22 protein-coding genes are annotated in these 26093 nt (G+C 72.3%); 11 read left to right on the forward strand and 11 right to left on the reverse strand.

What is annotated here, in order from left to right; all coding sequences use genetic code 11:
* Positions 1 to 30: 30 nt before the first annotated feature.
* A complete protein-coding gene (locus E1291_RS09870) occupies positions 31 to 1323 on the forward strand; it encodes a tannase/feruloyl esterase family alpha/beta hydrolase (protein ID WP_131737440.1) in 1293 nt (430 codons plus the stop codon).
* A 12-nt stretch (positions 1324 to 1335) separates the two neighbouring features.
* On the opposite strand, the gene E1291_RS09875 is transcribed toward E1291_RS09870, so the two are convergent.
* The 3 genes from E1291_RS09875 to E1291_RS09885 form a co-directional block, all read right to left on the reverse strand.
* A complete protein-coding gene (locus E1291_RS09875; RefSeq protein WP_131737441.1) occupies positions 1336 to 1869 on the reverse strand; it encodes a TetR/AcrR family transcriptional regulator in 534 nt (177 codons plus the stop codon).
* A 91-nt stretch (positions 1870 to 1960) separates the two neighbouring features.
* Positions 1961 to 2623: a LuxR C-terminal-related transcriptional regulator gene (locus E1291_RS09880; RefSeq protein ID WP_242614054.1), complete on the reverse strand. Its 663-nt coding sequence runs from the start codon at positions 2621 to 2623 to the stop codon at positions 1961 to 1963.
* Positions 2602 to 3948 carry a sensor histidine kinase gene (locus E1291_RS09885; protein WP_131737442.1) on the reverse strand — a complete coding sequence of 449 codons (1347 nt, stop codon included), beginning with the start codon at positions 3946 to 3948 and terminating at the stop codon, positions 2602 to 2604. Before E1291_RS09885 ends, E1291_RS09880 begins: the two co-directional genes overlap by 22 nt.
* Before the next feature lie 138 nt (positions 3949 to 4086).
* Between E1291_RS09885 and E1291_RS09890 the strand changes: the two genes are divergently transcribed.
* The 6 genes from E1291_RS09890 to E1291_RS09915 all read left to right on the forward strand — a co-directional run bounded on the left by E1291_RS09890 (position 4087) and on the right by E1291_RS09915 (position 11832).
* Positions 4087 to 4827 carry an ABC transporter ATP-binding protein gene (locus tag E1291_RS09890; protein ID WP_165495048.1) on the forward strand — a complete coding sequence of 247 codons (741 nt, stop codon included), beginning with the start codon at positions 4087 to 4089 and terminating at the stop codon, positions 4825 to 4827.
* A complete protein-coding gene (locus E1291_RS09895) occupies positions 4821 to 6767 on the forward strand; it encodes an FtsX-like permease family protein (protein ID WP_131737443.1) in 1947 nt (648 codons plus the stop codon). Before E1291_RS09890 ends, E1291_RS09895 begins: the two co-directional genes overlap by 7 nt.
* A 438-nt stretch (positions 6768 to 7205) precedes the next feature.
* Complete coding sequence (locus E1291_RS09900) at positions 7206 to 7796, forward strand: TetR/AcrR family transcriptional regulator (protein WP_131737444.1); 591 nt, start codon at positions 7206 to 7208, stop codon at positions 7794 to 7796.
* 837 nt (positions 7797 to 8633) lie between these two features.
* Positions 8634 to 9206 carry an RNA polymerase sigma factor gene (locus E1291_RS09905; protein WP_131737445.1) on the forward strand — a complete coding sequence of 191 codons (573 nt, stop codon included), beginning with the start codon at positions 8634 to 8636 and terminating at the stop codon, positions 9204 to 9206.
* Complete coding sequence (locus E1291_RS09910) at positions 9199 to 10101, forward strand: hypothetical protein (protein ID WP_131737446.1); 903 nt, start codon at positions 9199 to 9201, stop codon at positions 10099 to 10101. Before E1291_RS09905 ends, E1291_RS09910 begins: the two co-directional genes overlap by 8 nt.
* Positions 10102 to 10194: 93 nt before the next feature.
* On the forward strand, positions 10195 to 11832 hold the full coding sequence (locus E1291_RS09915; RefSeq protein ID WP_131737447.1) for a hypothetical protein: 1638 nt from the start codon (positions 10195 to 10197) through the stop codon (positions 11830 to 11832).
* Positions 11833 to 11901: 69 nt separating this feature from the next.
* On the opposite strand, the gene E1291_RS09920 is transcribed toward E1291_RS09915, so the two are convergent.
* Complete coding sequence (locus E1291_RS09920) at positions 11902 to 12243, reverse strand: DUF5713 family protein (RefSeq protein ID WP_131737448.1); 342 nt, start codon at positions 12241 to 12243, stop codon at positions 11902 to 11904.
* 77 nt (positions 12244 to 12320) lie between these two features.
* Here E1291_RS09920 and E1291_RS09925 point away from each other — a divergent pair, with 77 nt between their 5' ends.
* Entirely contained in the window at positions 12321 to 13358 is a 1038-nt protein-coding gene (locus E1291_RS09925) for an NAD-dependent epimerase/dehydratase family protein (protein ID WP_131737449.1), read from the forward strand.
* A 31-nt stretch (positions 13359 to 13389) separates the two neighbouring features.
* Here E1291_RS09925 and E1291_RS09930 read toward each other — a convergent pair whose 3' ends face one another.
* The 3 genes from E1291_RS09930 to E1291_RS09940 all read right to left on the reverse strand — a co-directional run bounded on the left by E1291_RS09930 (position 13390) and on the right by E1291_RS09940 (position 16157).
* Positions 13390 to 13845, reverse strand: coding sequence for a MarR family winged helix-turn-helix transcriptional regulator (locus E1291_RS09930; protein WP_131737450.1), 456 nt, complete (start codon positions 13843 to 13845; stop codon positions 13390 to 13392).
* 55 nt (positions 13846 to 13900) lie between these two features.
* The gene (locus E1291_RS09935) at positions 13901 to 15139 is read right to left on the reverse strand and encodes a CynX/NimT family MFS transporter (RefSeq protein WP_131737451.1); all 1239 of its coding nucleotides are present in this window, start codon (positions 15137 to 15139) and stop codon (positions 13901 to 13903) included.
* A gap of 100 nt (positions 15140 to 15239) precedes the next feature.
* Entirely contained in the window at positions 15240 to 16157 is a 918-nt protein-coding gene (locus E1291_RS09940) for an alpha/beta fold hydrolase (RefSeq protein ID WP_131737452.1), read from the reverse strand.
* Between the two features lie 148 nt (positions 16158 to 16305).
* Here E1291_RS09940 and E1291_RS09945 point away from each other — a divergent pair, with 148 nt between their 5' ends.
* The gene (locus tag E1291_RS09945) at positions 16306 to 17343 is read left to right on the forward strand and encodes a nucleoside-diphosphate kinase (protein ID WP_131737453.1); all 1038 of its coding nucleotides are present in this window, start codon (positions 16306 to 16308) and stop codon (positions 17341 to 17343) included.
* A gap of 403 nt (positions 17344 to 17746) precedes the next feature.
* Here E1291_RS09945 and E1291_RS09950 read toward each other — a convergent pair whose 3' ends face one another.
* The 3 genes from E1291_RS09950 to E1291_RS09960 form a co-directional block, all read right to left on the reverse strand.
* Positions 17747 to 18613 (reverse strand): ABC transporter permease, encoded by an 867-nt coding sequence (locus tag E1291_RS09950; protein WP_131737454.1) that lies wholly within the window; start codon positions 18611 to 18613, stop codon positions 17747 to 17749.
* Positions 18610 to 21084, reverse strand: a complete 2475-nt coding sequence (locus E1291_RS09955) for an alpha/beta fold hydrolase (RefSeq protein WP_131737455.1) — start codon at positions 21082 to 21084, stop codon at positions 18610 to 18612. Before E1291_RS09955 ends, E1291_RS09950 begins: the two co-directional genes overlap by 4 nt.
* 154 nt (positions 21085 to 21238) lie before the next feature.
* A complete protein-coding gene (locus E1291_RS09960) occupies positions 21239 to 21871 on the reverse strand; it encodes a TetR/AcrR family transcriptional regulator (protein ID WP_131737456.1) in 633 nt (210 codons plus the stop codon).
* Between the two features lie 127 nt (positions 21872 to 21998).
* Here E1291_RS09960 and E1291_RS44905 point away from each other — a divergent pair, with 127 nt between their 5' ends.
* Both E1291_RS44905 and E1291_RS09970 read left to right on the forward strand, forming a co-directional pair.
* Entirely contained in the window at positions 21999 to 24602 is a 2604-nt protein-coding gene (locus E1291_RS44905; protein ID WP_370770968.1) for an MFS transporter, read from the forward strand.
* Between the two features lie 49 nt (positions 24603 to 24651).
* A complete protein-coding gene (locus tag E1291_RS09970; protein ID WP_131737457.1) occupies positions 24652 to 25479 on the forward strand; it encodes a YceI family protein in 828 nt (275 codons plus the stop codon).
* Between the two features lie 27 nt (positions 25480 to 25506).
* Here the strand turns inward: E1291_RS09970 and E1291_RS41895 are convergent.
* A partial coding sequence (locus tag E1291_RS41895) for a SecDF P1 head subdomain-containing protein (protein WP_165495047.1) occupies positions 25507 to 26093 on the reverse strand: 587 nt, incomplete at its 5' end.

A 26093-nucleotide genomic window follows, 5' to 3' on the forward strand; every position in this document is an offset into this window, starting at 1 on the left:
GTTGCGTGGTGTCTACCGAAGGAGTTCGACATGGCGTTGCGTACCACCGCGCTCGTACCGATCCTGCTTGCCTCGGTGCTGAGTCCCGCTGCTGCCGCCGACCCCGGATGCGGAGAACAGGGGCTTCGCGTACCGGGGGCGGAGCGATCCGTCGCGGCCTGCCTGTCCGACCTGACGACGGCCGGCACGGTTCCGAGCGGGCACACGGACCCCACGGACTGGGCTGGACTGGAGGCGCCTGGGACCGTCAACCCGTCCGGTGTGCCCGGGATCCAGCTCGACGGCTATTTCCCTGACACGTCCACCACCAACCCGACGCACGGGTGGAACCATGACGCGCAGTTCGTCATCCGGCTTCCCGACCGGTGGAACGGCGGGCTCGTGGTGAGCGGCCCACCCGGCCTACGCGAGCAGTACGCCAATGACCGGATCATCGGTGACCACGTCCTGGCCAAGGGCTACGCGTTCGCGGCCACGGACAAGGGCAATACCGGGGCCACTCTCTACAAGGACGGCCGAAGGCCGGGCGACGCGATCCAGGAGTGGCACACGCGCGTGGCACAGTTGACCGTCGCGGCCAAGCGCGTCGCGGCGCAGCGGTACGGCCGCGCGCCGCGCTACACCTACGCCGCCGGCCTTTCGGCAGGGGGCTACCTCGTCCGCACCCAGCTGGAGCGCTATCCACAGCTCTACACCGGTGGGGTCGACTGGAACGCCCTGACGTTCGCGCCGACGGGGACGAGCCTGTTGACCACGCTTCCCCCGGCGCTTCGCGCGTACCCCCGGTACAAGGCGGGCAAGGCGGGAGCACATGAGGAGATGCTCGCCGCCGGATACCCGGCAGGTTCGGAGCCGCTCTGGGACTACCACTACAAGAACCAGTGGGACTTCTTCCAGCGGGTCGTGCGTGAGGAACTCGACCCGTCCTACGACGGCGACGGCGAAGCCGGGACGCCCTTCTGCCCAGAGGGGACAGGCGCCGGATGCGACACCGACTACGACCTCCGGTCGCGCCCACGTGCGGTGCAGAAGGCGGTGAAGCGTGTCTCCCTCACGGGGCGTATCGGACGGCCGCTCATCAGCATCCAGGGCACGCTGGACGTGTTGACGCCGATCAGCAAGAACGGTGACGTGTACGACGAACTGGTGCGCCGGGCCGGGCGGGGATCGCTGCACCGCTACTACCGTGTGCCCGGCGGCAGCCACACGGACGGGCTCGCGGCCGCCTTCCCAGGACTCGTCCGGCCGATGCAGTCCGACTTCCTGACGGCGTTCGACAGGCTGGCCGCGTGGACGCAGTGGGGAACCCAGCCGCCGCAGTGACGCGAGGCCAGGTCAGGAAACGTCGGCGCCCTGTCGCACCAGATGGATGAGCCGGTCGATCTGATCGGGGTCCGCTCCGGCTAGGGCGATCCCGTTGGCCAGGGTCACGAGGTCCGCTTCGATGACATCGGGGCGGACCTCCCCGGCTTTCTGGGCACGTGTGAGAAGCGCGGACATGGTGCTGCGCATCGTGGTGTGCCACTCGTTGAACAGTGCGGTGCGTTCACCCTCGGGGATGGCCTGAGCCAGATCCCGTTTCGTTGCGATGTGGGCGATGAACGTGCGAATCCAGATGAAGAGCGCGTCGGCGGCGGGGTCCTTGGCGAGCAGGTCCCGCCCCTCGGCGGTGAGCGCCGTGACCTCGTCCGCGTAGACCGCGATGAGGAGTTCACGGCGGGTTGGGAAATGCCGGTACATCGTCGCGTTGCCGACACCCGCCCTCCGGGCGATCTCGTCGAGGGGGGCACTCGGCCCGCGCTCGCCGAAGACGGCCCTGGCGGCGGCCAGGAGGAGTTCGCGGTTGCGGCGCGCGTCGGCCCGGGGCATGGTTCTCCCGTCAGGCAACTGGGGATTTCCCCGGTTACTCTAGGCCGCCGCCGGACAGGCGGGCCACCTCCTCTTTTCGCTGAATGAAACGTCAGGCGGCGCGGCTGCGGAGGTAGGTGAGAACGGCGAGTACGCGCCGGTGCTTGTCCTCGGTCAGATGAAGGTCGAGCTTGGCGAGGATGTTGCCGACGTGCTTGCCGACGGTCACCTCCGCGACGACGAGCTGGCGGGCGATCGCCGCGTTCGAGTGGCCTTCGGCGATGAGGGCCAAGACCTCCAGTTCCCGCGCCGACAACCTTGAGAGCGGATCCTTGCTACGGCGCAAGAGCTGGCGGACGACCGTGGGATCCACGACCGTTCCCCCTTCGGTGACCTTCCGGAGAGCGGACACGAACTCCTCGACGTCCACCACGCGATCCTTCAGGAGATACCCGACCCGGACGCCTCCGTTGGAGTCGAGCAGGTCCGCCGCATAGCTCAGCTCCACATACTGGCTGAGCGCCACGACGGCCAGGTCCGGCCTGACCTTGCGCAGCTCCACGGCGGCGCGCAAGCCCTCGTCGCTGTAGTCCGGCGGCATCCGGATGTCGGTCACGACCAGGTCGGGAGAATGCTCGGCGACCGCCGCCCGGAGCGCGTCGGCGTCCTCGACCGCCGCCAACACCTCGAACCCGAACCTCGCCAGGAGTTCGGCGAGCCCGGCCCGGAGAAGCACGCCGTCCTCGGCGAGGACTACTCGGATGGTCGGCTGCACGGAAGCTCCACACGTAGGAGTGTCGGCCCTCCGGCCGGGCTGGACAGCAGCATTCTCCCGTCTATCACCGCCACCCTGTCGGCCAGACCGGTCAACCCGGTCCCGCGCGCCGGATCGGCGCCGCCGTGCCCGTCGTCCTCGATTTCCACCACGAGGACGTCGTCGTCCACGTGTGCGGACACCGACGCTCGCCCCGCACCGCTGTGCTTGGCCACGTTGGCCAGGGCCTCTGCCGCCACGAAGTAGGCGGTGCCCTCCTCATGCGCGGGCAGCCGTCCGGGCAGATCGGCGCGGACGTCCACCGCCACCGGGGAGCGGTCGGCCAGTTCGCCCAGTGCGGCGGCGAGACCGCGATCGGTGAGCACGCGCGGATGGATGCCGCGAATGAGTTCCCTCAGCTCGTCCATGAGGAGCTTGGCCTCCTCATGGGCGTTGGCCACGCTGCGTCCGGCCGCTGAGCCGGAGGGGAGGTCCATGCGCGCGAGACCGAGTTGCAGGGTGAGCCCGATGAGCCGCTGCTGCGCGCCGTCGTGCAGGTCGCGTTCGATGCGTCGGCGTTCCGCCTCGAACGCGTCCACCAGTCTCGCCCGGGAGCGCGCGACCTCGACCAGTTCCGCGCGTAGCCGTTCGCCGGACCCGTGTCCGAGCAGGGCACGTGCGACCGCTCCGTGGGCGCCTGCCAGGAGTGCCGCCAGGTAGGGGAGGGCACAGCAGAGCGCAAGGCCGGCCAGTGTGTAGGGGACGGCCTCACCGGGGTTGGAGACCTCCACCAGACCGAGCGCCACCGGGGACCCGTCCCGGGCCAGCAACGGGCTGAGCACGAGACCGATGTCCAGGAGGACGACCATCAGCAGAGCCCCGTACAGGATGGGCGCCACGGTCACCAGCAGGCAGGCGTACACCATCTCCCGCCATAGGGCGGCTTCGCCGTAGCGGACGCCCGACCACGCCCCATGTGAACGTGCTCCGTGTGAACGTGCTCCGTGTGAACGTGCTCCGTGTGAACGTGCAGAAGCGAGAGGACGGGTGTCGACCAAAGTCAGCCGTCGCCGTTCCACCTCGGCGAGGGGCGCGGCGATGAGCGGACCCAGCCCCGCCAAGAGCAAGGCGCCCAGCGCAACGAGCAGCAGTCGTGCGCTGACCGGATGCCGTGAAGACAGCGCGGCGGCCCACGGAAGTACGAACAACCCGAAGGGGACGGCGGCGGCGAGCGCCGGAATCGGAGTCGTCACCAGGTAGGCCGCGCCGCGCCACGGCCACGCCGTCACCAGAAAACGACGACGTCCGGCCGCCTCCAGGACGGAGTGCGGCGCGGAGACGGGCATGCGGCCAACGCTAGCCAAGAACGCGTAGCCGCACGGTATGCCTGGCCATACCTCTGAATGGTGGCCAGCCGTGATGCCACGACCACACCCCGCGTGATGTCGTGATGAGGCGGATCGAGCGAGGGGGCGAACGTGACCATCACAGCGGCGATCGCGGCGGAACTGCGCGACGTGACCCGGGAGTACGGGCTGGGGAACGCTCGGGTCCGTGCGCTCGACGGCGTCAGCCTGGCCTTTCCCGCCGGCTCCTGGACGGCCGTGATGGGCCCGTCCGGGTCGGGGAAGTCCACCCTGCTGCACTGCGCCGCCGGGCTCGACCGGGTGACCGGCGGCCGCGTCTTCCTCGCCGGGCGAGAGGTCACCGGCGCGCCCGACCGGGTCCTCACCGACCTGCGCCGCCGCACCATGGGGTTCGTCTTCCAGAACTTCAACCTGATCGGCTCGCTCACCGCCGAGCAGAACGTCGCCCTGCCGCTGAGGCTCGCGCGCACCCGCGTCGCCCGCGCCGACGTCCGCGCCGTGCTGGCCGCCGTCGGCCTCGGCGACCGGTTGCGGCACCGCCCGCGCGAGCTGTCCGGCGGCCAGCAGCAGCGCGTGGCCATCGCGCGGGCCATGGTCACCCGGCCCGCCGTCCTGTTCGCCGACGAACCGACCGGCGCGCTCGACTCGGCGTCCGCCCGCACCGTGCTCGCGCTGCTGCGCGAGATGGTCGACCGGGACGGGCAGAGCATCGCGATGGTCACCCACGACCCGGCCGCCGCGGCGTGGGCCGACGCCGTGGTGTTCCTGTCCGACGGGCGGCTCGTCGACCGGCTCGTCCGCCCCTCCGCCCGCGAGGTCGCCGAGCGGCTCGCGACACTGGAGGCGGCCCCGTGCTGACTCTCGCCCTGAGCACCTTCCGCGACCGCTGGCGGCTCTTCGCCGGCGCCATCGTCGCCGTCGCGCTCGGTGTCGCGATCGTCCAGTCCTCGCTGCTGGTGATGGTCGCCACCGACCGCGCCCCGATCCCGCCCGGCACCACGGGGCGGGCACGCGAGGAGCTCCAGGAGGGCTACGCGGGCGCCGCGACGCTGCTCGGCATGACGGTCCTGCTGTCCGCCTTCCTCACCGTCTTCATCGTCAGCTCCACCTTCGCCTTCACCGTGGCGCAGCGGCGCCGCGACCTCGCGCTGCTCCGGATCGTCGGCGGCGGCCGCCGCCAGCTCGTCCTGCTCCTGCTGGCCGAGGCCGTCCTGCTCGGCCTCCTCGGCGCCGCCCTCGGCGTCCTGGCCGGGCTGCCCGCGGCCTGGGCGCAGGCCCGGCTGCTGATCGCCCTCGGGTTCCTGCCCGGCGGTTTCGCCCCGGTCTGGGACTCCGGCGTCCTGGCGGCCTCGTTCTGCGTGGGCATCGGGGTGTCGCTCGCCGGGGTGCTCACCGCGGCCCGCCGGGCCGCGAGCGTCCGTCCGCTGGAGGCCCTGCGCGAGACCGGCGGCGCCGCCCGGGTGATGACCCCGGCGCGCTGGCTGTCCGGTCTGACCGCGCTCGCGCTCACGGTGTGGATGGTGACGCTCGCCCAGTCGGCCGAACTGCTCGGCGCGATGATGATGGCGCTCGGCATCTCCATCACCGGCGCGATCGCGCTCAGCGCCCTCAGCCCGCTCGCGGTGCCCCTCGCCGGCCGGGCCCTCGGCGTCCTCCTGAGGGCCGGGCCCCTCGGCGACCTGGCCCAGGCCAACCTCCGCGACGGTGTCCGGCGCAGCGCGTCCACCGCCGCCCCGCTCATCGTCCTGGTGGCCCTCCTGCTCGGCCTCAGCGGCACGCTCGGATCGCTCGCGCTGCTGACGGGCGAGGAACAACGCCGTCTCGTCGCCGGTGACCTGGTGGTGACCTCACCCGGCGCCGCGGCGGCCGACAAGGTCGCGACCATGCCGGGCGTGGCCGCCGCATCACCCGAACTGCCCGTCCCCATGAGCGTGACCGTCCGGCACCACGAGGAGGGCCGCTCCTGGCGCCGCACCCACTACGCGGGCATCATCGCGATCGACGCCGCGTCCTACCGGCGCACCCACCACCTGCGGTTGCGCGCGGGTTCGCTGGCCCGGCTCCACGGCCGCACGATCGCGCTCGGTCCCGGCATGGCCGGCGAGGGAATCCGGCTCGGCTCGACCGTCACCGCCGAGATCGGCGGCCACCGGGTCCGGCTGAAGGTCGTCGCCGCGCTCCGCGAAACACTGGAGAACTACTCGGAGACCTTCCTGGTCCCCCGCGACCTGATCCCGGCCGCCGCGCTGGCCGAGGCGAAGACCCACACCGTGGTGCAGATCGCGCCCGGGGCGAGCACCACCACCGTCCGCGCCGCCATCGGCGCCGCCCGGCTCGGCAAGGTCCAGACCATCGACCAGTGGGCCGACGACAGGATCGCCGTCCAGCAGCGCGGCAACATCGGCATCCTGGCCGTCCTGATGGGCATGGCCGGCGGCTACGCCGCGGTCGCGGTCATCAACGCCGTCCTCATCGCCGGCACCGAGCGCCGTGCGGAGTTCGCCACCGCCCGCGTCACCGGCCTGACCCGCCCCCAGGTCGTCCGCGCCGCCCTGATCGAGTCATGGGCGGTCACCTCCATCGGCCTGGTCCTCGGCTGTGCCGTGGCAGCCGGGGCCCTGTCCGGCATGCTCGCCGCCTCGCTCCACGCCACCGGCCGCCCCCTGGTCGCCGTCCCCTGGACGCTCCTCGCGGGCATCACGGTGACGGCCTACGCCGTCACCGGCATCACCAGCATCTGCGCCACCCTCGCCGCGACCAGACCACCCCCCGTCACCCTCCTCTCCTCCCACGACTAGCACCGGGCCCGGGCGCTGGGGCTTCTCCGGTGGATCATGCGTTGAGCCAGGGCAGGGCGGTGACAGCACGATCGCCGCCAGGAGGCGGGCAAGGCGGTGCAGTCGTTGATGTCGCCTGGCCTCAACACGATCGAAAGGGGAAGGCCACGCCCGTCGACCGCCAGGTGACCTGGGAGTACGGGCTGGGGAACGCCCGGGTCCTCGGCGCCGGCGTCATTTGACCTGATATTGACCCCGACAGAGGGTGACCGGCGGCGGCCCGAGATCGCTTGCAGTGTCCCGGCGACGCCTGCGGGAAGAGCGCGACCACGATCGGCGTGGGCCCCGACGCAATGGGAGCGTGGCAGGTCAGCCGGGTGTAAGCGGACCTGGCCAACCTTGGCTCATTCCTTACCTGGCAAGTGTTCCCCATGAACGCAGGCTACGTATCGTGACTCTATGGTCAATGTCACGACTCACCGGCAAATCACGGACATCGCGGCAAGGCTCTTCGGTGAACTCGGCTATGACGTGACATCGCTGCACATGATCGCTGAGGCCGCCGGGACTGATGCGTCAACTCTCCGCGAGGTCGCGGGCGACAAGCGCGGGCTGTACTTGGATGTCATGCGCCGGGCGTACGAGGTGGAGCAGGCCATGCTGGAATCGCTGGCCGAGAGCGGCGTCCGGGGACGGACGGCAGTCCACCAGATGGTCGACGGCTACCTGGACTTCTACCTGGCGCATCGGGAGAACCGCACTCTGTGGCTGCAGCGCTGGCTGTCGGACGCGGCGGACATCACCGAGATGGAAGACAGTTACCTGTGTCCCATGTTGCGTGTCGCCGTCGACATGATCACCGACGAGGTCCGGCCGGGAGTCGACCCCTACTACGTCATCGGGACCCTGATCTGGACCATTCTCGGGTACTTGGGCTCGGGAACGGCCAAGTGCCGCCCCGGCGCACCGGACAGTCTCGAAGACCCGGAGGCCGTTGAGAGCTTCCGCGCGCACCTGCACACGATGATGGACGGCCTGCTCATGCCGTGAGGGTCCTCCCGGCCTTCTGCTCAGCGGAGGTGCCATGGCGGTCCGAGAGCCTTTCGCGCCGGCTGCGGAGTGTCCGGGTCGCCCATCTCGTCCAGCGCGCGTCACCATGATCTCCTCTCATGACCGGGGAGGTGTTGATCGCATTTCCGGCCCACGGCGCTCGCCTGGGGGCCTGCTGTGTTGGTCGCATTCTCGGTTCGCGGGCTTGTCCGGTGGCTTGCTGTGTTGGCTGCGAGCCTGGCGGCGCCTCGCTCTGTGACCGGTCTTGTGCGAGCGCAGCATCGCTTCGCGATCTGGCTGGCGGGTCTCGCCTTCGGCATTGCCCTGCCGGCCAGGTAACGCGCTCGCGTGCGGGCTGAGGACCACTGCGGGACGGGCCCTAGGCGGGCTCTCACGGCCCGGAATTCCCGACCCGGTGCCGACGGTTGCCTTTGCCGCGCTCCGTCCTCGGGGTGCTGCTTTCCCCTGAGCAGGGGCGTGGTGGTGGGAGTGGTGTCTTGGGGAGCCGGGCCGGCGGGGGTGCGGACGGTCCAGGTGGGGCCGAACGGGGGATCGGTGGAGATCTGGGTGCGGGGCCAGTGGGGAAGCGGCTGTGGTCCGTCGGTTCCTTGCGCCGGGACGTGCGGTGAGCCGCTTGGGGGTGCGGGGCTTGGTGGTGGGTGGGGCGTCGGCCTGAGTGGATCGTGATGGCTTGGGTGGTGCGGGTGAGTCGGGGTGTGAGGCCGTCGGCGGTGGGGTGACCGGTGTCGGGAAAGCAAGTCGGGGCTCGTGCGAAGTGTCGGTGAAGCTGATGATGTCCCACTCTCAGGAGGCCGACCGTATGACGGAGACTCCGCATTGACCGCCGACGTGGACGAACTGACGACCGATGCCGTCCTCGCCGATCGGTTTCGGCGGGACCCCGAGGAGTTCCACGCGGTGTACGACCTGTACTACCGCGCCGTCCACCGGTACGTGGCGGGGCGGCTGGACGTGCAGGCGGCCGACGACCTGGCAGCCGAGACGTTTCTCGCCGCGTTCGGGCAGCGCCACCAGTTCGACCCGACACGCGGGGGGCTCCGGCCCTGGCTGTTCGGCATCGCCACCAACATGGTGGCCCGCCACCGGCGCAAGGAGGCGCAGCATTACCGCGCGCTGGCCCGCCGTCCGCCCGAGCGGGCGATCGACAGCCACGAGCACCGTGTCGTCACCTCGGTCGCCGCACAGCGCATGCAGCCGCAGCTCGCGCTCGCCCTGACCAGGCTCAACCGGGGCGAACGTGACGTGGTCCTGCTCATGGCGCTCGCGCAGCTCAGCCATGAGGAGATCGCCCAGGCGCTCGGCATTTCGTACGGAACGGTCGGTTCTCGGCTCAGCCGTGCCCGCAAGAAGCTCAGGTCCGTCCTAGACAAGGAGAAGTTCCGTGGATGAGTTCACCGAGATCGCCGCACTGCTCACCAAGCCGGAGCCGTCGCGGGAGGCGGTGAACGAGGGACGCCACCGGCTCCAGAACACCATGCTCAATCCCGCTTCGGTGCGCAGGCGCCCCACCGGCCGGCTGGCGAGTTACCTCGGACTGGCCATCGTCGCGCCGGCGGCCGCCGTCGCGATCGCGATCTCGTCGACCGGCACGTCCCCCGCGCACAGTCCCAACAGTCCCCCGGAGGCGCCGGCGACCGCGCGGCAGATCCTGATGGTGGCCGCGTCCACCGCGGAGAAGCTGCCGGACAAGGGGCGCTACTGGCACATCCGCCTTGAGGAGCGCCAGGGCCCCGGTGCCGCGCCGGAGGTCAGCGAGCGCTGGATCGAGCGCGACGGCCGGGTCTCGTTCAAGGGCAAGAAGTCCGGTGGCGAGCTCACTCGGCTCGGCGATCAGCGCTGGGGGCTGGGAGCGCTCGAGGTGAGCCTGCCGCAACTCCAGCGGCTCCCAGATCGGCCTGATCTCCTGAAGGCGTGGCTCACCGACAAGGTCGCGCATGCCGGCATCAGGACGAGCGCGGGCCCGCTCACCGCGGAGCAGCAGAAGCGGGAGGTGTTCCAGGGGCTGGTCTCCCTGATCAGCCTTGTGCCGACCACGTCGGCGACGCGCGCCGCGGCGTTCCGCGCCATCGCCTCGTACCCGGACGTCAAGAGCGTGGGGACGGTCGACGGCGGCCAGGGCCTGGAGTTCCCGTCCGAGAGCGGTGGCAAGGGCAAGCTGGTCGTCGACCCGGCGACCTCCCAGATTCGCGAGGCCAACATCCTCGTGTGGCTCGACGGCGCGGAGTGGATGACCTCCGGCTCCTACACGCCCACGGCCGGCTGGACCGACGCCCCGCCCCGATAACCCCCGACCGTCCTCGGGCCGCCGCTCGACAGAGGGCGGCGGCCCCGTTCGGCATGCCCTGAGGAGCCTCCCATCAAGAAGATCAAGAAGGCCGTGACGGCGCTCGGCATCGCCGGCCTCGTCCTGCCCCTGCCCCTGTCATCGGCCGCCGCGTCCCCGCCCGGCCCGCACCGTTCCCCGAGCTTCAAGTCCCCGAGCTTCAAGTCCCCGGACCTCAAGTCCCCGGACTTCAAGCGCGGCGTCGTGTTCACCGGCGACCGCGCCGTGCTCGGCCGGTCGTTCGGCAAGCCGCGAGCCGCCGCCGGCGACCACGTGATCAAGCTCGACCTGATCGACCGTTCGGGACGGGCCCCGGGGACGGCGGAGGCCCCCCGGGTGTACATCTGGCCGCTGGACGGCGGCGATCCGACGGGCGCCGACATCGTCGGCGGACACGGCGAAGAGAAGATCCCGACCGGCGACTACGCGATGTACGGCTACGTGAAGACCCATGAAACCGGCGGCGAGACCTCCATGACGCTGGTCTATCTGCCCAAGGTCCACGTGGACGGGACCACCTCGGTGGTCCTGGACGCCCGTGCGGCCAAGCCGATCCGCGCGAGCGTGGACCGCGCCGGCGCCCGCGCGAACAACACCGCCGTTCTCGTCAGCCAGAAGCTGGGCAACGCCGAGCAGCCGACGGCCATGGACCTGAGCGGCAAGAACCTCTACATCACGCCCGTGCCTCGGGGTCTCGGCGTCACCTTCCACGTGCAGTCCGTACTGACCCGCGGGGGTGCCGTGACCGGCAGCCCGTACGTGTTCAACCTCGCGTCCTCCGCCGAGGGGATCCCGTCCGATCCAGGCGTCCATGCTCGGGAGCGCGACCTGGCCGCGGTCCGAACCCGCCACAACAGCGAAGGGGGACCGGGCTGCGCCGCGGCACACGCGCTGGTGGACTTCGGTATCGGCGTGCAGGTGGGGCTCGCCTCCTCTCCCGGTGCCCTGCCCGTCACTCGGAGCGAGTACTTCTCGCCCGGGGTGGCCTGGGGCCTCCGCGAGGCCGTCAGCACCGCCGACTGCGCATTCACCGATTTCGACGTCAGCTACCGGGACGAACGATTTCCCCGTGCCGGCTCGTACTCCCGGCAATGGAACAATGCCCCGTTCGGGCCTGCCGGAGGTGTGCTCGACCTCAGCCGCGAGGGTGACGTCACCTTCGAAGCCCAGATGGCGGCCGCGGTGGACGTGCCCGTTTCGTGGGAGTCCCTGCGAGGAGACTCGATGCTGCGCGATGCCGAGGGCACCCTGGTGGGGGTGAGCGCCGTCCCGGGCGAGGGCACTTCGTGGCCGAGCCCTGCTCCGGGCAAGCACACGCTCACGGTCGACGCCGAACGCGCGGTGCCGTGGTCCGACCTGTCCACCCGGCAGCACGTCGTCTGGGATCTCGACATCAAGGGCAACGAGGTGATCAAACTGCCCGCCGTGCGCTACCGGACGTCCCTGGACGACGCCAACCGCGCCCGGCCGGGCTCGCGCCAGGAGGTCTCGCTCGTCCCCGAAGGGCTTCCGGCGGGTACCCGGCCGGTGTTCTCCGTCTCCTACGACGACGGCACGACGTGGCGGCGAGTGCCGGTGAGCGCGAGCGGGACCGCCTCGTTCACCAACCCGTCCTCCGGCCATGTGTCGCTGCGCACCCAGGTCCCGGGGGTGCTCGACCAGACGGTCATCCACGCCTACGGCGTTCGCTGACGACCACGATGCCCCGGGCCACGGCGAGGCGGACCGGGGCATCGCCGCGGCGGCGAAGCGGTACGGCGATCACCAGTCGCGGACGGCGATGAGTTTCTCGATGTCGGCGTCCTCGAAGCCGTAGGCGGACGCGATGAACCAGAAGTCCTCGGCGATCTCCTCGCGCGCGACGGTCTCGATCTCGCTTCCGGCGGCGTCGAAATCCTCGTTCAGGGCATTGAACTCCTCCGTCGCCGCCTCGGTCAGGGTGTACAGCGACGTGAGGTCGGCCGGTCGCTCGCCCTCGATCCGCTCGCACAACCTGAGGAGGATCGCCTTCCCCTTGTCGACGACGTGATCGGGGTAGTACTCGTCCGCGTAGAGCAGCCGGAGGAACTCGCGACCCGCGACCCGCTCATTGGTGATCGGCACAGCGCCCCTTCCCCTCGTGGTTCGGTGACCGGCTTCTGATCCTGCACCCCGGGTCCGACATTGCCTAAGGTCGTCTCATGCCCAGAGCGCTGATCCTTGGGGGTACCGGACTGATCGGCGGTGCCGTGGCCCGGCGGCTGCTGGCCAACGGGTGGGAGGTGGACGTCAGCGGACGGAATCCCGTCCGTGTGCCGTCCGAGATCGCGGCGGCCGGGGGTCGTTTCGTCGCCGCGGACCGGGGCGACGACGCGCAACTCAGGGCCGCGCTGGGCGACGGTGCCGACCTGCTCGTTGACTGCGTCTGTTACACCGCCGCCCACGCCCGGCTCCTCCTGCCGCTCGCCGAGGACGCCGCCTCCACGGTGCTGATCTCCAGCAGGGCCGTGTACGTCGATGACGAGGGCAATCACTCCAACTCCGACGTCCCGCCCCGCTTCGACGGTCCCATCCGCGAGACGCGGCCGACCTTGGCCGCCGGTGACATGGACTACAGATCCCGAGAGGGCTACGGCCCCAACAAGGTCGCGGCCGAGCACGTCGCCCTGGACAGCGGCCTGCCCATCACCGTGATACGTCCCGCCCACGTCCACGGTGTGGGCGCGGCCCGTCCGAGGGAATGGGTGTTCGTCAAACGGGTTCTGGACGGGCGCGGCGCCGTGCTGCTCGCGCGCGGGGGCGCCGGGCTCGTCCACACCACGGCCGCGGCCAACATCGCTTCGCTGGTGGAGACGGTCGCCGCCCGGCCCGGCGCGCGCATCCTGAACTGCGCGGACCCCGACGCGCCGAGCGTGCTGGAGATCTCCCGGGTCGTCGCGCGGCACTTCGGGCACGCGTGGGAGGAGGTCCTTCTCGACGGCACGGTTCCGGACGGGCTGGGGCGGACCCCGTGGGACTCCCCGCATCCGGTCGTGCTGGACACCTCCGCCGCCGAGGAGCTCGGATATCGGCCCGCCGGGGACTACGCGACGACGGTCGCCGCCGAACTCGACTGGCTGTCCGAGGCGGCCCGGAGCGGAGACCAAGCGGGGATCCTGCCCAAAGCGGACGACCCGTACTTCAGCCGGTTCTTCGACTACGCGGCCGAGGACGCGTTCCTCGCCGGCCGCACCCGCTGAACGCGGCGGGCGGCGGCCGTCCGGGGTGTCCTCAGAGGCATGAACCCGGGACGGAGGGCTGGGCCATGCGTCCCTCGACGATGCGTTGAAGCAGCGTGCGGAGCTGCTCCTGTTCCGGTGGTGTCAGGTCGCTGAGGAGATCGTCCTCGATCTGGCCGACGGTTCGCGCGGAGGTGGCGAGGGCGCGGTGGCCGGCGGCGGTGACGGTGACGATGCGGGCGCGGCGGTCGTGCGGGTCCGGGTGCTTCTCGATCAGTTCGTGCCGTTCGAGATGGTCGAGGACGGGGATGAGCGTGCTCTTGTCGAGGCCGGCCTTGCGGGCGATGGCGAGCTGGGTGGGCGCCCCCTCGGAGATGGCGGCGAGGACGACGTGCTCGCGCACTCCGAGGCCGAGCCGCTCCAGTGCCTGCTGCTGGGTCTGCTTGGAGACGTGCGCGACGATGGACAGGAGCAGGACGAGGTTCTCGCGCAGCGGACGCTCCGGCACGGTGCTCCCCTTCCCTCCGCGACCATGGGCTGGACTCGGATGTTCTGACCTAAGACTATTCCTGCCCCCGTACCCGTGCGGGCGTCCTGGGGGAGACGGGCTGTGGCCGCGGCCCGATGAGGCGGTCGCGCGCGGAGGCCAGGCCGGTGATCGTCTGCGGGACGAGCAGGACGAGCAGGACGGCCAGGGCGGGCGTCCAGGAGCCGGTGGCGTCGTGCAGGGCGCCGACGGCGAGCGGGCCGATACCGGCGATCACGTAGCCGACGGACTGCGCCATCGTGGACAGGGCCGCGGCGTCCTGGCCGGTGCGGGTCCGCAAGGCGATCATGGTGAGCGCGAGGGGGAAGATCGCGCCCATGCCCAGGCCGAGCAGCGCGGCCCACAGGTAGGGCAGCGTGGTCGGCGCGACCAGGAGGCCCGTCAGCCCGACGACGGTGAAGCCCGTCAGCCCGGCGACCCATCGGCGCTGGTCGGGGCTGCGGCTGGCCAGCGCGGGCAGGACGAGCGTCACCGGGGTGGCGACGATGGTGGCGACCGACAGCAGTGCTCCGGCGGTGGAGGAGCTGATGCCCTGCGCGGTGTAGATGGCCGGAAGCCAGGCCAGCACGGTGTGGTAGGTCAGCGACAGCAGCCCCATGAAGACGGTGAACTCCCAGGCCCGCCGATCGCGCAGGAACCCCGCCACGCCGGTGCTCGGCGCGGGGCCGTCGCCGGCCGCGGGGCGGCCGGACTGAGGCAGCCACACCAGCAGCGCGAGGACGGCGGGGATCGTCCAGACGCCGATCGCGCCGCGCCATCCGAGCCCGAGGGCGTCGCCGAGGGGCACGGTCGTTCCGGCGGCGATGGCCGCGGCGCCCGCCAGGGACGTGGTGTACAGGCCGCTCATCAGGCCGATCCGGTCCGGGAAGTCGCGTTTGACCAGGGCGGGCAGCAGCACGTTGGCCACCGCGATGCCCACGGCGAGCACGCCCGTCCCGGCGAAGAGCGTCGTCTGGGCGGGCACCATCCGCAGCAGTGAGCCGGCGATGAACAGCAGCAGCGCGACGAGCAGCGCGCGTTCGACGCCGACGCGGCGGGTCAGCACGGGGGCCAGGGGAGCACCCAGGCCGAAGAGCAGCACCGGGAGGGCGTTGAGGACGTTCGCGCCGGCCGCCGACAGGCCGAGTCCGGCGTGCAGCTGATCCAGCACCGTCGCCACGCTCGCGATCGCCGGACGCAGGTTCGCGGCGATCAGTACCACTCCGGCGCCCAGCAGGATCGCCGAGCCCCGCCCTTTCTGGATGCTCTGGGACATGCCCGTCCTCCTTGTCTCGGGTCGTGCGGCCGGGCGCGGTCCCGCGAGCCCGCCCTGAGGGGGGCGCGGGACCGCGCCACGGGGACGCACGGCGGTGGGCTCAGGCGAAGAACGCCGACAGCAGTTCGACGACGGTCTCGGGCTGTTCCTCGGGGAGGTAGTGGCCGCTCTTCTCGACCTTCACCACCTGGACGTCGGGCCCCTTGCCGGGCAGGACGGCGGCCAGGTACGGGTAGTTGCTGTGGTCGCCTCCGAGCGCGAGGACGGGCACGGCCAGCGGCCCGTAGTCCTTCTCGTCCTCGATGTCCTGGATGAACGCCTTGTACCAGGCGCTGCCCGCGCGGACGGCGTCGGCGGTGGAGTAGGCCCGCGCGTAGATGTCGCGGTCCCGCTCACCGATCGTGGCGGGGTCCAGGAGCAGGTAGCCGAAGAGCCAGTCGATCAGGTCGCGTTCGCGGCCGGCGAGCAGCTTCTCCGACAGCCCGTGGACCTGGTTCATCGCGAACCACCACAGGTAGACGCGCGAGCCCGCGTGCAGGTCGCCGTCCACGTGCTGGTCGGGCTGCGGCAGCAGGGTGAGGTCGTGCAGCGTCTCGTCGGGGTGGTGGACGTCCAGCAGGGCCGCCTTCCGCACGGTCTCCGGATGGTTGGCCGCCATGGACTGGGCGACCATCGCGCCGATGTCGTGACCGGCGATGTACGCGCTCTCGTGGCCGAGGTGCCGCACCAGTTCGACGATGTCGCGGGCCATGGTCTTCTTGTCGTAGCCGCCGGCGGGCTTGGCCGAGCCGCCCATGCCGCGCAGGTCGACCGCGATCACCCGGTACTCCCGGGCCAGCCTCGGCATGATCCTGTTGAACTGCCACCACGTCTGCGGCCAGCCGCCCAGCAGCACCAGCGGCTCTCCCCGCCCGCCCTCGACATAGTGCAGGCGGGTCCCGTTGACCTCCGCGTGGCGGCTGGTGAAGCCGCCCTCCAGTGACCGGGCGAGCTCCGCGTCCGACATGACGTCCGTCATCATCACTCCATCTTCTCGACTCAGATCGTCTGAGATCAGAAGATATGGACTCAGTTGTTCTGATGTCAAATCATCTGAACTGAGTAGATGTGCGATGATGGCTCCGGCGCGGGCCACCGCGCCGGAACCCTCGTGGAGGCGTTGATCGATGACGGCGACCCCCGGCCCGTCGGCGAACGGTGCGGGCGATGAGCTCGATCCCGGTTGGTCCTACACCCTGGTGACCCCCGACGGCGTCATCAGCGACGCCATCGGGTGGATACTGCCGAGACTCCGGGATCACGGGTTCCGGGTATCGACCTTCGGCCTGGTGTCCCTGGACGCGAAGGTCATGTACGAGCTCTACACGGAGACCGAGTACGACCCGGATCAGCTGCGGGTGAAGCCCGGCCAGCCGAAGCTGCCGATCGCCATGTTCGAGGACCTGTACGCCCTGGCGCCCGCGTGCCTGCTGATGCTGCGGCATCCGGACGGCCGTGCCTGCCCGAAGATGGCCGACTGCAAGGGCGGCACCCGGCCCGAGTACGCCGCCCCCGGCAGCATCCGCGCCCAGGGCGAGAACGTCATCCTCAACTTCCTGCACTCGCCGGACGACCAGCCCTCGGCGCTCAGGGAGCTGCGTCTCCTCGTCGGAGCCGCCGAGACGAGGCGCCTCGTCGCGATGACCCGGTGCCAGGACGACGGCGTCAACGCCCTGGCCGGCGTGGACAGGCTCGATGCCTGCCTGCCCGCGTTCCACGGCCCGGACGCCATGTCGTTCCCGGCCATCGCGAACCGCGTCGGGAACCGCGTGCTCCAGCGTCTCGTCCCCATCGCGTTCGAGGCCGGAACCGCCCTGGATCGGCTCACCGCCGCCCACGCCGCCCTGGGTGATCAGCGGGCGGAGCTGGGATCCCTCGTGACGAGCCGGGAACGGCTCCAGGCGTCGCGGCGCCTCGGCGGGCGCATCGGGTCACATCTGTCGTCCGCCGCGGACTCGCTGGGCGAGCCGCTCATCGCGGACGGCGTGCGCGCTCTGACGGACCTCTACGAACTGGGCGGACCCCGGGATCTGGCCCCGGCCCTCGCCCTGGCCGGGCGCGGCGTCTACCTGGCCGCCGCTGAGAAGGCGGCCCTGGAGGCCCACCGCCACGCCTTCGTCTCCAACGAGTTCCTCGACGAGATCTACTCGGACGGCGCCGGATGAGCGCGGTGGCCGATGAAGGCGGCGAGGCCGCGCCGCGCGCCGGTGCCCGTCGGCGGACGCGGGAGCGGCCGGCCCGTTTCGAGCACGGTCAGTACGGCAGGAGGCGACCCGAGGGGGTCCGCAGGTCGGGCGGGCTCGGTTGACGTGGGGGCTTGGGGCGCTTGATGAGCTGCTGCCGTGCCATGGTGATCATCTCCCCCGCCGGACCGGGTGCTAACCCGCCGATCGAGCCGATGTGGCCTGCACTCCGTACGACGCGCCGGCCGCCCCGGAGGTTCGCCGAGCTTATGCGGCAACCTCTACAGGTTCGACCGATTTTCTGCGGTCGATCTTCGCGTTGGGTGTCCCGTCCGCTACCGGGAGTGCGTGGCCGAAGCCGGTCTCGGGAGTCGGGGGGACCGGTTCAGGAGGTGATGTCGCGGTTGCGGAACCGGCGGAACGCGAGGGCGAACAGGACGGCGGCGTAGGAGGTCGAGATGGCGGCGCCCTTGGCCATGCCCGTCCACTGGATCTGCGGCTGGAGGGCGTCCATCCACGAGTACATCCAGTGGGTGGGCAGGAAGTCGCGCCACGATCCGAGCGCGGTGACCGCGTCCAGGATGTTGCTGACGATGACCAGGCCGACGGCGCCGCCGACGGCGCCCAGCGGCGAGTCGGTGGTGACCGAGAGCAGGAACGCCAGCGCGGCCACGACGAGCTGCGCGACCAGCGAGTAGCCGACGATGATCGCCATCCGGCCGAGCGCGGTGCCGACCGGGACGGTGCCGCCGGTGGGCAGCTCGACATCGCCCCAGCCGAAGCCGACGACCCCGGCGACCAGCGACATCAGCGGCAGGCTGACGACGGCGACGACGGCGTACGACAGCGAGACGATCAGTTTCTGGCGCAGCAGCCGGGCGCGCGGGACGGGCGCGGCGAGCAGGTAGCGCAGCGACGACCAGCCGGCCTCGCTGGCGACGGTGTCGCCGCAGAACAGCGAGACCGCGACGACGAGCAGGAAGCCCGTCGAGACGAACAGGGCGAACAGCGCGAAGTTCAGCGCGCTCGCCGTGGCGACGTCGACCAGGCTGGGGACGCCGTCGGGCCCCGGATCGCCACCGATCTTGAACGCGCCGACCAGCACCCACGGCAGGACGAGCAGGATGCCGAACGCGATGAGGGTGCGCCGGCGGCGGAACTGGCGGACGGCCTCGACGCGCAGCGGCAGCGTCCGCCGGACGGTGTAGCCGGGCGCGGTGCCGTCGCCGGCCGGTGCCGTGGTCGTGCTCACGAGCCCTCCCCGATGATCTCCAGGAACGCGTCCTCCAGGCGGCGGCCGGAGCCGACGATCTCGCTGACCGGACCGGCGGCGACGCGCCGCCCGCCGGCCATGACGACGGCGTGCGTGCAGGTCTGCTCGACCTCGGCGAGCAGGTGGCTGGAGACGATGACGGTGCGCCCGGCCGCCGCGTACCGGACGAGCACCTCGCGCATCTCGCGGATCTGCGGCGGGTCGAGGCCGTTGGTGGGCTCGTCCAGCACGAGCAGGTCGGGCAGGCCGAGCATCGCCTGGGCGATCGCGAGGCGCTGCCGCATGCCCTGCGAGTAGGTGCGCACGGCCCGGTCCAGCGCGGTGCCCAGGTCGGCGATCTTCAGCGCCTCGTCCAGGTGGGCCTCGTCCGCGGGACGGCCGGTGGCCCGCCAGTACAGGTCGAGGTTGTCGCGGCCGGACAGGTGGGGGAGGAAGCCGGGGCCCTCGACGAACGACCCGAGCCGCGACAGGACCGGCGCGCCGGGGGTGACCCGCTGCCCGAAGATGCGGATCTCGCCGGAGTCGGGGTGGATGAGGCCCATGAGCATCCGCAGGGTGGTGGTCTTCCCCGCGCCGTTCGGGCCGAGCAGGCCGAGCACCTGGCCCTTCTCGACGCGCAGCGACAGGTCGGCGACCGCGAGGTGGCCGTTGCGGTACGCCTTGGTGAGCCCGGTGATCTCCAGCGGGACGTCGCTGAGGGCGGGCCGGCCGGCGGGCCGGCGGCGGCCGCGGGCGAGGATCACGGCGGCGAGGACGGCCGCCGCGACCGGCAGGCCCCACACCCAGCCGGGGACGGGCGCGGGCTCGGTCGCCAGGGCCGGGACGGTCGGGACGGTCAGCGGCGACACCGCCCGCACCGCGTACGAGGCGGGCTCGGCGGGCGTCGCGAAGCCCATGTCGGTGGTGGCGACGACGACGCGGAGCCGGTGGCCGCGGTCGAAGCGGTAGTCCATGGCGGGAAGCGTGACGGTGGCCTCGGTGCCGCCGGTGACGCGCACCGGCGCGGCGATCCGCCGGGCGGGGACGGCCTGCCCGGTGGGCGCGACGTCGTACAGCTTCGCGAACAGCGGCACGTCGCCCTTGCCGGACACGTGGATCCGGACGGTGGGCGCGCCGGTGAGGCGGAGGGGGCGCTCCAGCGGCGCGGTGTCGAACCGGGCGGCCTGGCCGGGCATGTCGACGGGCAGGCCGCCGCCGGGGACGCCGAGGTCGGCGAGGCCGCCGAGGGCGCCGAGACCGGGCAGCGCGGAGATCGAGGCGGGCGAGCCGCCGGCCGGGTTGAAGATCGTCTGCTCGTGGCCGTTCAGCGGGAGCGTCCGCCGGTCCGCGCCGAGGCCCGGGTAGACGCGGGCGGCGGCCTCCTCGACGACGACCTTCTGGGTGGAGGAGTCGAGCCCGCCCGCGCGGGTGACCGTGAACCCGTCCCCGGACGGCCCGCCGTGCCGCAGCCGGGCGTCGAAGAAGCCGCGGAGCAGGCCCCGGACGCGGGTGGTCTCGTTGTCGCCGCCGTCGTGGCCGCCCTGGAACCAGACCACCGAGACGGGGGCGCCGTTGCGGGTGATGGCGCGGGCGTTGGCGTCGGCCTGGTCGAGGGGGAACAGCGAGTCGGACTGCCCCTGGACCAGCAGGGTCGGCACCTTGATCCGGTCGGCGACCGACGCGGGGCTGGAGCGCCGGAGGGTGGCGACCGCCTCCGGCGTGGGACGGCCCGTCCGGGCGACCTCCTGGTACATGTCGCACAGGGACGGCAGGAAGCGTCCGCAGGCCGAGGAGCCCGCGCCGTCGGTGAAGAACAGGCCCGCCCACAGCTTCTTGAACACGCCCTTGCCGGGGCCCGCGCCGGAGGCGTTGGGGAACAGCGCGTCCGCGAGGTCGTTCCAGGTGATCTGGGGGGCGATCGCGTCGACGCGCCGGTCGTAGGCGGCGGTCATGAGGGCGATGGCGCCGCCGTAGGACTCGCCGGCCATGCCGACCCGCGGGTCGCCGGGCCCGTCGAGCAGGACCTCGGGACGCTTGGCGAGCCAGTCGATGAGCTGCCGCGTGTCCTTGACCTCGTAGTCGGGGGAGTTCAGCGCGATCTCGCCGGTGGAGTGCCCGAACCCGCGCGCCGACCAGGTGAGGACGGTGTACCCGGCGCGGGCGAACGCGCGCGCGTCGCCGGTCACGTCCCGCTTGTCGCCGCCGAAGCCGTGGCCGAGCATGAGGGCGGGGCCCTTGGCGCGGCCGACGGGCCGGTAGAGGGTGGCGTCGAGGGTGACGCGCTGGTCGTCCTTCGGGCCGTCCACCACGGTGATGCGCTCGTCGACGGTGCGGACGCGCGGCGCGCCGTCGGCCGACACGCCCCACGCGGCGCCGCCGCCCAGCAGCGCGACCGCGGCGCCCGCCGCCGTCCAGCGCGCGGCCCGGCCCGTCCTGCCCCACCGCGCCCGGAGCGCTCCGCCCACCCTCATGTCCAGCACCCTATGCGGGCCGGAACGGCGGCCGCTCCGTCCCCGGAGCCGATCCGCCCTGCGCCCGGCGCCGTATGCCGAGCCCGCCCGTACATCGCGTGGTGTACGGGGGTGTTCGCGGCGAGCGCGTCTCACGCCGGGCGCGATGTCGCGCTCAGCCGCCGGACGAGGCGTCGCCGGACGGGGGCGGGGCCAGGGCGGCGGTGAACATCGCGGTCAGGCGGCCGGTGAGGTCGGCCGGGTCGGCGGCGCGCAGGTCGGTCAGGTCGAGCAGGCGCCGGACGGGCCCGCCGCCCATGATGAGCGCCGAGGCGAGCAGCGCGCGGGCCCGCGCGTCCGGGCCGTCGAGCTGGGCGATCATCGGCTCGACGGCGACGTCCTCCAGGTAGCGCGAGAGGATCTGCTTGACCTCGGGATGGCCCGCGGACCGGTCGAGCATCCGCGTCATCGGGCTCTCCGGTTTCCGGCCGATCTGCCGGACGACGTGCTCGGCGAGCCGGCGGGGCAGCCCCGCGGCGTCGCCGGCGATGACGCCGCGCAGCACCGACTCGCCCTCCAGGATCTCGCCGAACAGGGCCGCCTTGGTACCGAAGTAGCGGTTGACCAGGGCCATGTTCGCCTCGGCCGCCGCCGCGATCATGCGGACGGTGACGCCGTCGTAGCCGTGCTCGCCGAACAGGTCGCGGGCGGCGTCCAGGATGCGGCGGCGGGTGGCCTCCCGGTCGCGCTTGCGCCGCTCGGCCGGGGCGCCCTCCGCCCGCGTGCCGGCGTCGGCCCGTGTCTCCATGTCCGTCCCATCGTCCCTGGCGCGCCCGCCGTCCGGGCGGCTCTCAGTATCCCCCGGGTTGCAAGTAAACAAGCGTCTACATACGATATGTGCAAAACACAGGTAATGACTCTTATGTGGGGGCATCGTGGCCGGAGTGAGCGCGGCGGTGGAGACGGCGGTGCCGGAGCAGGCGCCACCGCGCTACACCCATCGCCAGATCCTGGAGATCCTCGCCGGCCTGATGATGGCGATGCTCACCGCGATGATCTCCACGTCGGTGGTCAGCACGGCGCTGCCGACGATCGTCGGGGACCTCGGCGGCCAGGACCAGCTCTCCTGGGTCGCCAGCGCCTCGCTGCTGACCATGACGGCGTCCACGCCGCTGTGGGGCAAGCTGTCGGACATCTTCGGCCGCAAGCTGATGTTCCAGAGCGCGCTCCTGCTGTTCGTGGTCGCGTCCGTGGCGGCGGGGCTGTCGCAGAACATCGGCCAGCTGATCGCCGCCCGCGCGTTCCAGGGCCTCGGCGTCGGCGGGCTGTCCGCGCTGGCCCAGGTGATCCTCGGGGACGTGGTGGAGCCGCGGCAGCGCGGCCGCTACGCCGGCTTCATGGGCGCGGTGTTCGGCGTCGCGACCGTCGCCGGGCCGCTGCTCGGCGGGTTCATCGTGGACGCCGACGCGCTCGGCTGGCGCTGGTGCTTCTACGTGAGCATCCCGCTGGCGGTGGTCGCGTTCGCGGTCATCCAGCGCGTGCTGAAGCTGCCGAGGGTCCGCCGCGACACCCGCATCGACGTGCTCGGCGCGGTCACGATCACCGGTGCCGCGACGGCACTGATGCTGCTGCTGTCCATGGGCGGCCAGCAGTTCGGGTGGAACTCCCGGTGGACCTACCTCCTGCTCGGCGCCGCCGCGGCGCTGCTGGGCCTGTCGATCGTGGCCGAGCGGATCGCCCGGGACCCGATCCTGCCGCCGCGGCTGTTCCGCGACCGGACGTTCGTGCTGTCCGGGCTCACCTCGATCTGCGTCGGCATCGCCATGTTCGGCGGGATGATCTACATGCCGCAGTACCTGCAGGTCGTCAAGGGGATGAGCCCGACCGCCTCGGGGCTGATGACGCTGCCGATGGTCGTCGGCATGCTCATCACCTCCACCGCGTCCGGGCAGCTCGTCACCCGGACCGGCCGCTACAAGATCTTCCCGGTGTTCGGGCTGGTGTTCATCGGCGCCGCGATGTTCCTGCTGTCGCGGCTGCACGTCGGCTCGTCCGGGTGGCTCATCGGCGCGGACGTGGCCGTCCTCGGCGTCGGGCTCGGGCTGACTCTGCAGATCCTCATCCTCGCCGCGCAGAACGCCGCCGCGGCCGCCGACCTCGCCGCCACGACGTCCGGCGTCTCGTTCTTCCGCAACCTCGGCGGCGCGATGGGCGTCGCCGCGTTCGGCGCGATCCTCAGCAACCGGCTGGGCGGCGAGCTGGCCGCGGGGCTGCGCGCCGCGCACGTCACGGCACCGCCCGGCGGCGGTGAGCTGGGCTCGCCCGCGCAGATCCAGGCGCTGCCCGAGCCGTTCAAGCACATCGTGCTGACGGCGTTCACGAACTCGCTGGAGAGCGTGTTCATCGTCGGCGTCCCGGTGGCCGTGCTCGGCCTCCTCGCGGTGCTGGGGCTCAAGGAACTGCCGCTGCGCGGCTCCGCGCCGGCCGGGCGCCCCGGGGCCAACGGCGGCGCGGAACCCGCTTCGCCGTCCGGCGGGGTGGTGGGACGGCACGCGCGCGGTTACGATCGGCAGCCCGTCCCGGTGCCGGAGCTCGTCCCCGTCGCCGCCGCCTCCGGTCACGACGAGATGGTCATCGCGATGAACGAGATGTCCCCCCACGGGACGCAGCCCCCCGGCCAGGCCCCGGCAGGGCTCGGCGGCACGGCGGTACCCGCCGTGGACGCTGTGGAACGCTCCGAACACGGCCCGGCGCGGCGCCCCTCCGGCGGGCGGCCCGCGGGCGTCCCCGTCCGGGGCGTGGTCCGCGCCGGGGACGGCGCGCCCATCCCGGCCGCCGCGCTGACCCTGATCGGGGCGGACGGGCACCAGCTCGCCCGCGCCGTCACCCAGGACGACGGCCGGTACGCGCTGCCGACCCCCGGCCCCGGCACGTACGTGCTGATCGCCGCGACCGGCGGGCACGAGCCGCTGGCCGCGACGCTGGCCGTCGGCGACGACCCGGTGGACTTCGACCCGACGCTGACGGGCAACGGCGGTCTCACGGGAACGGTCCGCAGCGCCGACGGCAGCCCGATCGCGGGCGCGATGGTGGTCGTCACCGACGTCCACGGCGACGTCGTCGGCACCGGCCGCACCGGCGCCGACGGGCGCTACGCGTTCATGGACGTGGTGTCCGGCGGGTACACGCTCGCGGTCAGCGCCGCCGCGCACCGCCCGGTGGCGCTGCCGGTGGAGGTCGGGAGCGGCGGGCAGAGCCGCCTGGACGTGGAGATGCCGCCGGGCGCCCGGGTGCGCGGTACCGTCCGGACCGAGGCGGGCGAGCCCATCGAGGACGCCCGTGTCATCCTCATGGACGCGGCCGGCGTCGTCGTCGCGATGGCGACCACCGGCCCGGACGGCGAGTACGCGTTCACCGACCTGCTCGGCGGGCAGTACACGGTGATCGCCTCCGGCTATCCGCCGGTGGCCACCGCGCTGTCGCTGACGGGCGGCCGCGAGGACGGCCACGACCTGAAGCTCGGCCACCCGGACGAATGACGGGCGGGGCCGGGACCACACGAGTACGAACCTGGAGTGCGGGTCGTTGATGGATGAGAGTCAGGGTCTGCGCGGCACCGTGCGGACGAAGGACGGCTGGCCCGTGCCGAACGCCATCGTCACGGTCACGGACCTGGCGGGACGGCAGGTCGCGCGGGAGCGGACCGGCGACGACGGCGTGCTGGCGGGCGGCCCGCTGCCCGCCGGGACCTACACCGCGATCGTGACGGCGGCCGGCCACCGGCCCGACGCCGCGACGCTGGTCGTGCACGGCTCGGGCGCCGCCGACCTCGGGACGCGGGCGCTGGAGCGGGCCGGCGGCACCGCGCTGCCGCCGCCCGGCCCGTGGACGATCGACCCGGTGCACTCCAGCGTCGGCGCCGTCGCCCGGCACCTCGGCCTGACGAGCGTCCGCGGCCGGTTCGCCGCGTTCGAGGGGCGCGTGGAGGTCGCCGAGCCGGTGGAGGCGTCCCGGGTCACCGCGCGGATCGAGGCCGCGTCCATCGACACCGGCACCAAGATGCGCGACGACCACCTGCGCTCGGCCGATTTCCTGAGCGCCGACGAGCACCCCGTCATCACCTACGAGGGCGACGGGCTGACCGCCGCCGGGCCCGACCGATGGACGGTCCACGGCGACCTCACCCTCAACGGGGTCACCCAGCGCGTCGACCTGGACATGACCTACCTCGGGACCAGCGCCGACCCGTGGGGCGGCATGCGGACCGCGTTCCGCGCGACGGCGGAACTGCGCCGAAGCGACTTCGGGATCCGCTTCAACCAGATCATGGAGGCGGGCGTCGCGCTGGTCGGCGAGAGCCTCAGGGTGGAGCTGGAGATCCAGGCCGTGCGGGGCACGGAGCTCCCGTCGGCCTGACGCGGGACGCGGCGCGCCGCCGCGGGGTCAGCGGCCCTTGAGCTCGCGGACGAGCCGGTCGGCGGCGGCGCGGTCGGGCGGCCCGGTCACGACGATCTTGCCGTCCGTCACCGCCATGTCCACCCGGGGCAGCGTGACCAGCCGGTCGCGGACGACGAACGCCAGGTCGCGGCCCACCATCGCGCGGGTCAGGTCGGCGAAGGCGCGCCGGTCCACCGGCCGGAGCGTGACCGCCACGTCGTATCGGGCGGGCGCCGTCCGGGACCGCTGGACGCGCAGGTCGGCGACCTTGTGGATCGCGATGCCCTGGGTCAGCCGGTAGCAGGCCGGCCCGGTGGCCGCCTGGCCGGTGATGCCCTGCGTCCCGGCCGGGCACTGCCCCGGCGTGATCTGCGCGACGGGGTAGACGTGCAGCGGCGCCGCCAGCGTCACCGGCCGGGTGCGCATCGACGCGGCGATCATCCCGCCGGTCACCACCACCGCGGCGATCAGCAGCCCCAGCGTCATGACCATGATGAGCAGCGCCGAGCGGTGCTGGTCGGCGGCCCGCTCCCGGCGCACCGCCCCGGCCGCCCGGTCGCGCCGCTGCGCCGCGCGGGCGCGCTTGGCCTCCG

Origin of the sequence: Actinomadura roseirufa (assembly GCF_900659635.1) — a bacterium.
GTDB lineage: Bacteria > Actinomycetota > Actinomycetes > Streptosporangiales > Streptosporangiaceae > Spirillospora > Spirillospora roseirufa.

Coding starts and splice junctions, on each gene's coding strand:
- E1291_RS09870 (WP_131737440.1), top strand. CDS start 31: ATGGCGTTGCGTACCACCGCGCTCGTACCGATCCTGCTTGCCTCGGTG.
- E1291_RS09875 (WP_131737441.1), bottom strand. CDS start 1,869: ATGCCCCGGGCCGACGCGCGCCGCAACCGCGAACTCCTCCTGGCCGCC.
- E1291_RS09885 (WP_131737442.1), bottom strand. CDS start 3,948: ATGCCCGTCTCCGCGCCGCACTCCGTCCTGGAGGCGGCCGGACGTCGT.
- E1291_RS09900 (WP_131737444.1), top strand. CDS start 7,206: ATGGTCAATGTCACGACTCACCGGCAAATCACGGACATCGCGGCAAGG.
- E1291_RS09925 (WP_131737449.1), top strand. CDS start 12,321: ATGCCCAGAGCGCTGATCCTTGGGGGTACCGGACTGATCGGCGGTGCC.
- E1291_RS09935 (WP_131737451.1), bottom strand. CDS start 15,139: ATGTCCCAGAGCATCCAGAAAGGGCGGGGCTCGGCGATCCTGCTGGGC.
- E1291_RS09940 (WP_131737452.1), bottom strand. CDS start 16,157: ATGACGGACGTCATGTCGGACGCGGAGCTCGCCCGGTCACTGGAGGGC.
- E1291_RS09945 (WP_131737453.1), top strand. CDS start 16,306: ATGACGGCGACCCCCGGCCCGTCGGCGAACGGTGCGGGCGATGAGCTC.
- E1291_RS09955 (WP_131737455.1), bottom strand. CDS start 21,084: ATGAGGGTGGGCGGAGCGCTCCGGGCGCGGTGGGGCAGGACGGGCCGG.
- E1291_RS09960 (WP_131737456.1), bottom strand. CDS start 21,871: ATGGAGACACGGGCCGACGCCGGCACGCGGGCGGAGGGCGCCCCGGCC.
- E1291_RS09970 (WP_131737457.1), top strand. CDS start 24,652: ATGGATGAGAGTCAGGGTCTGCGCGGCACCGTGCGGACGAAGGACGGC.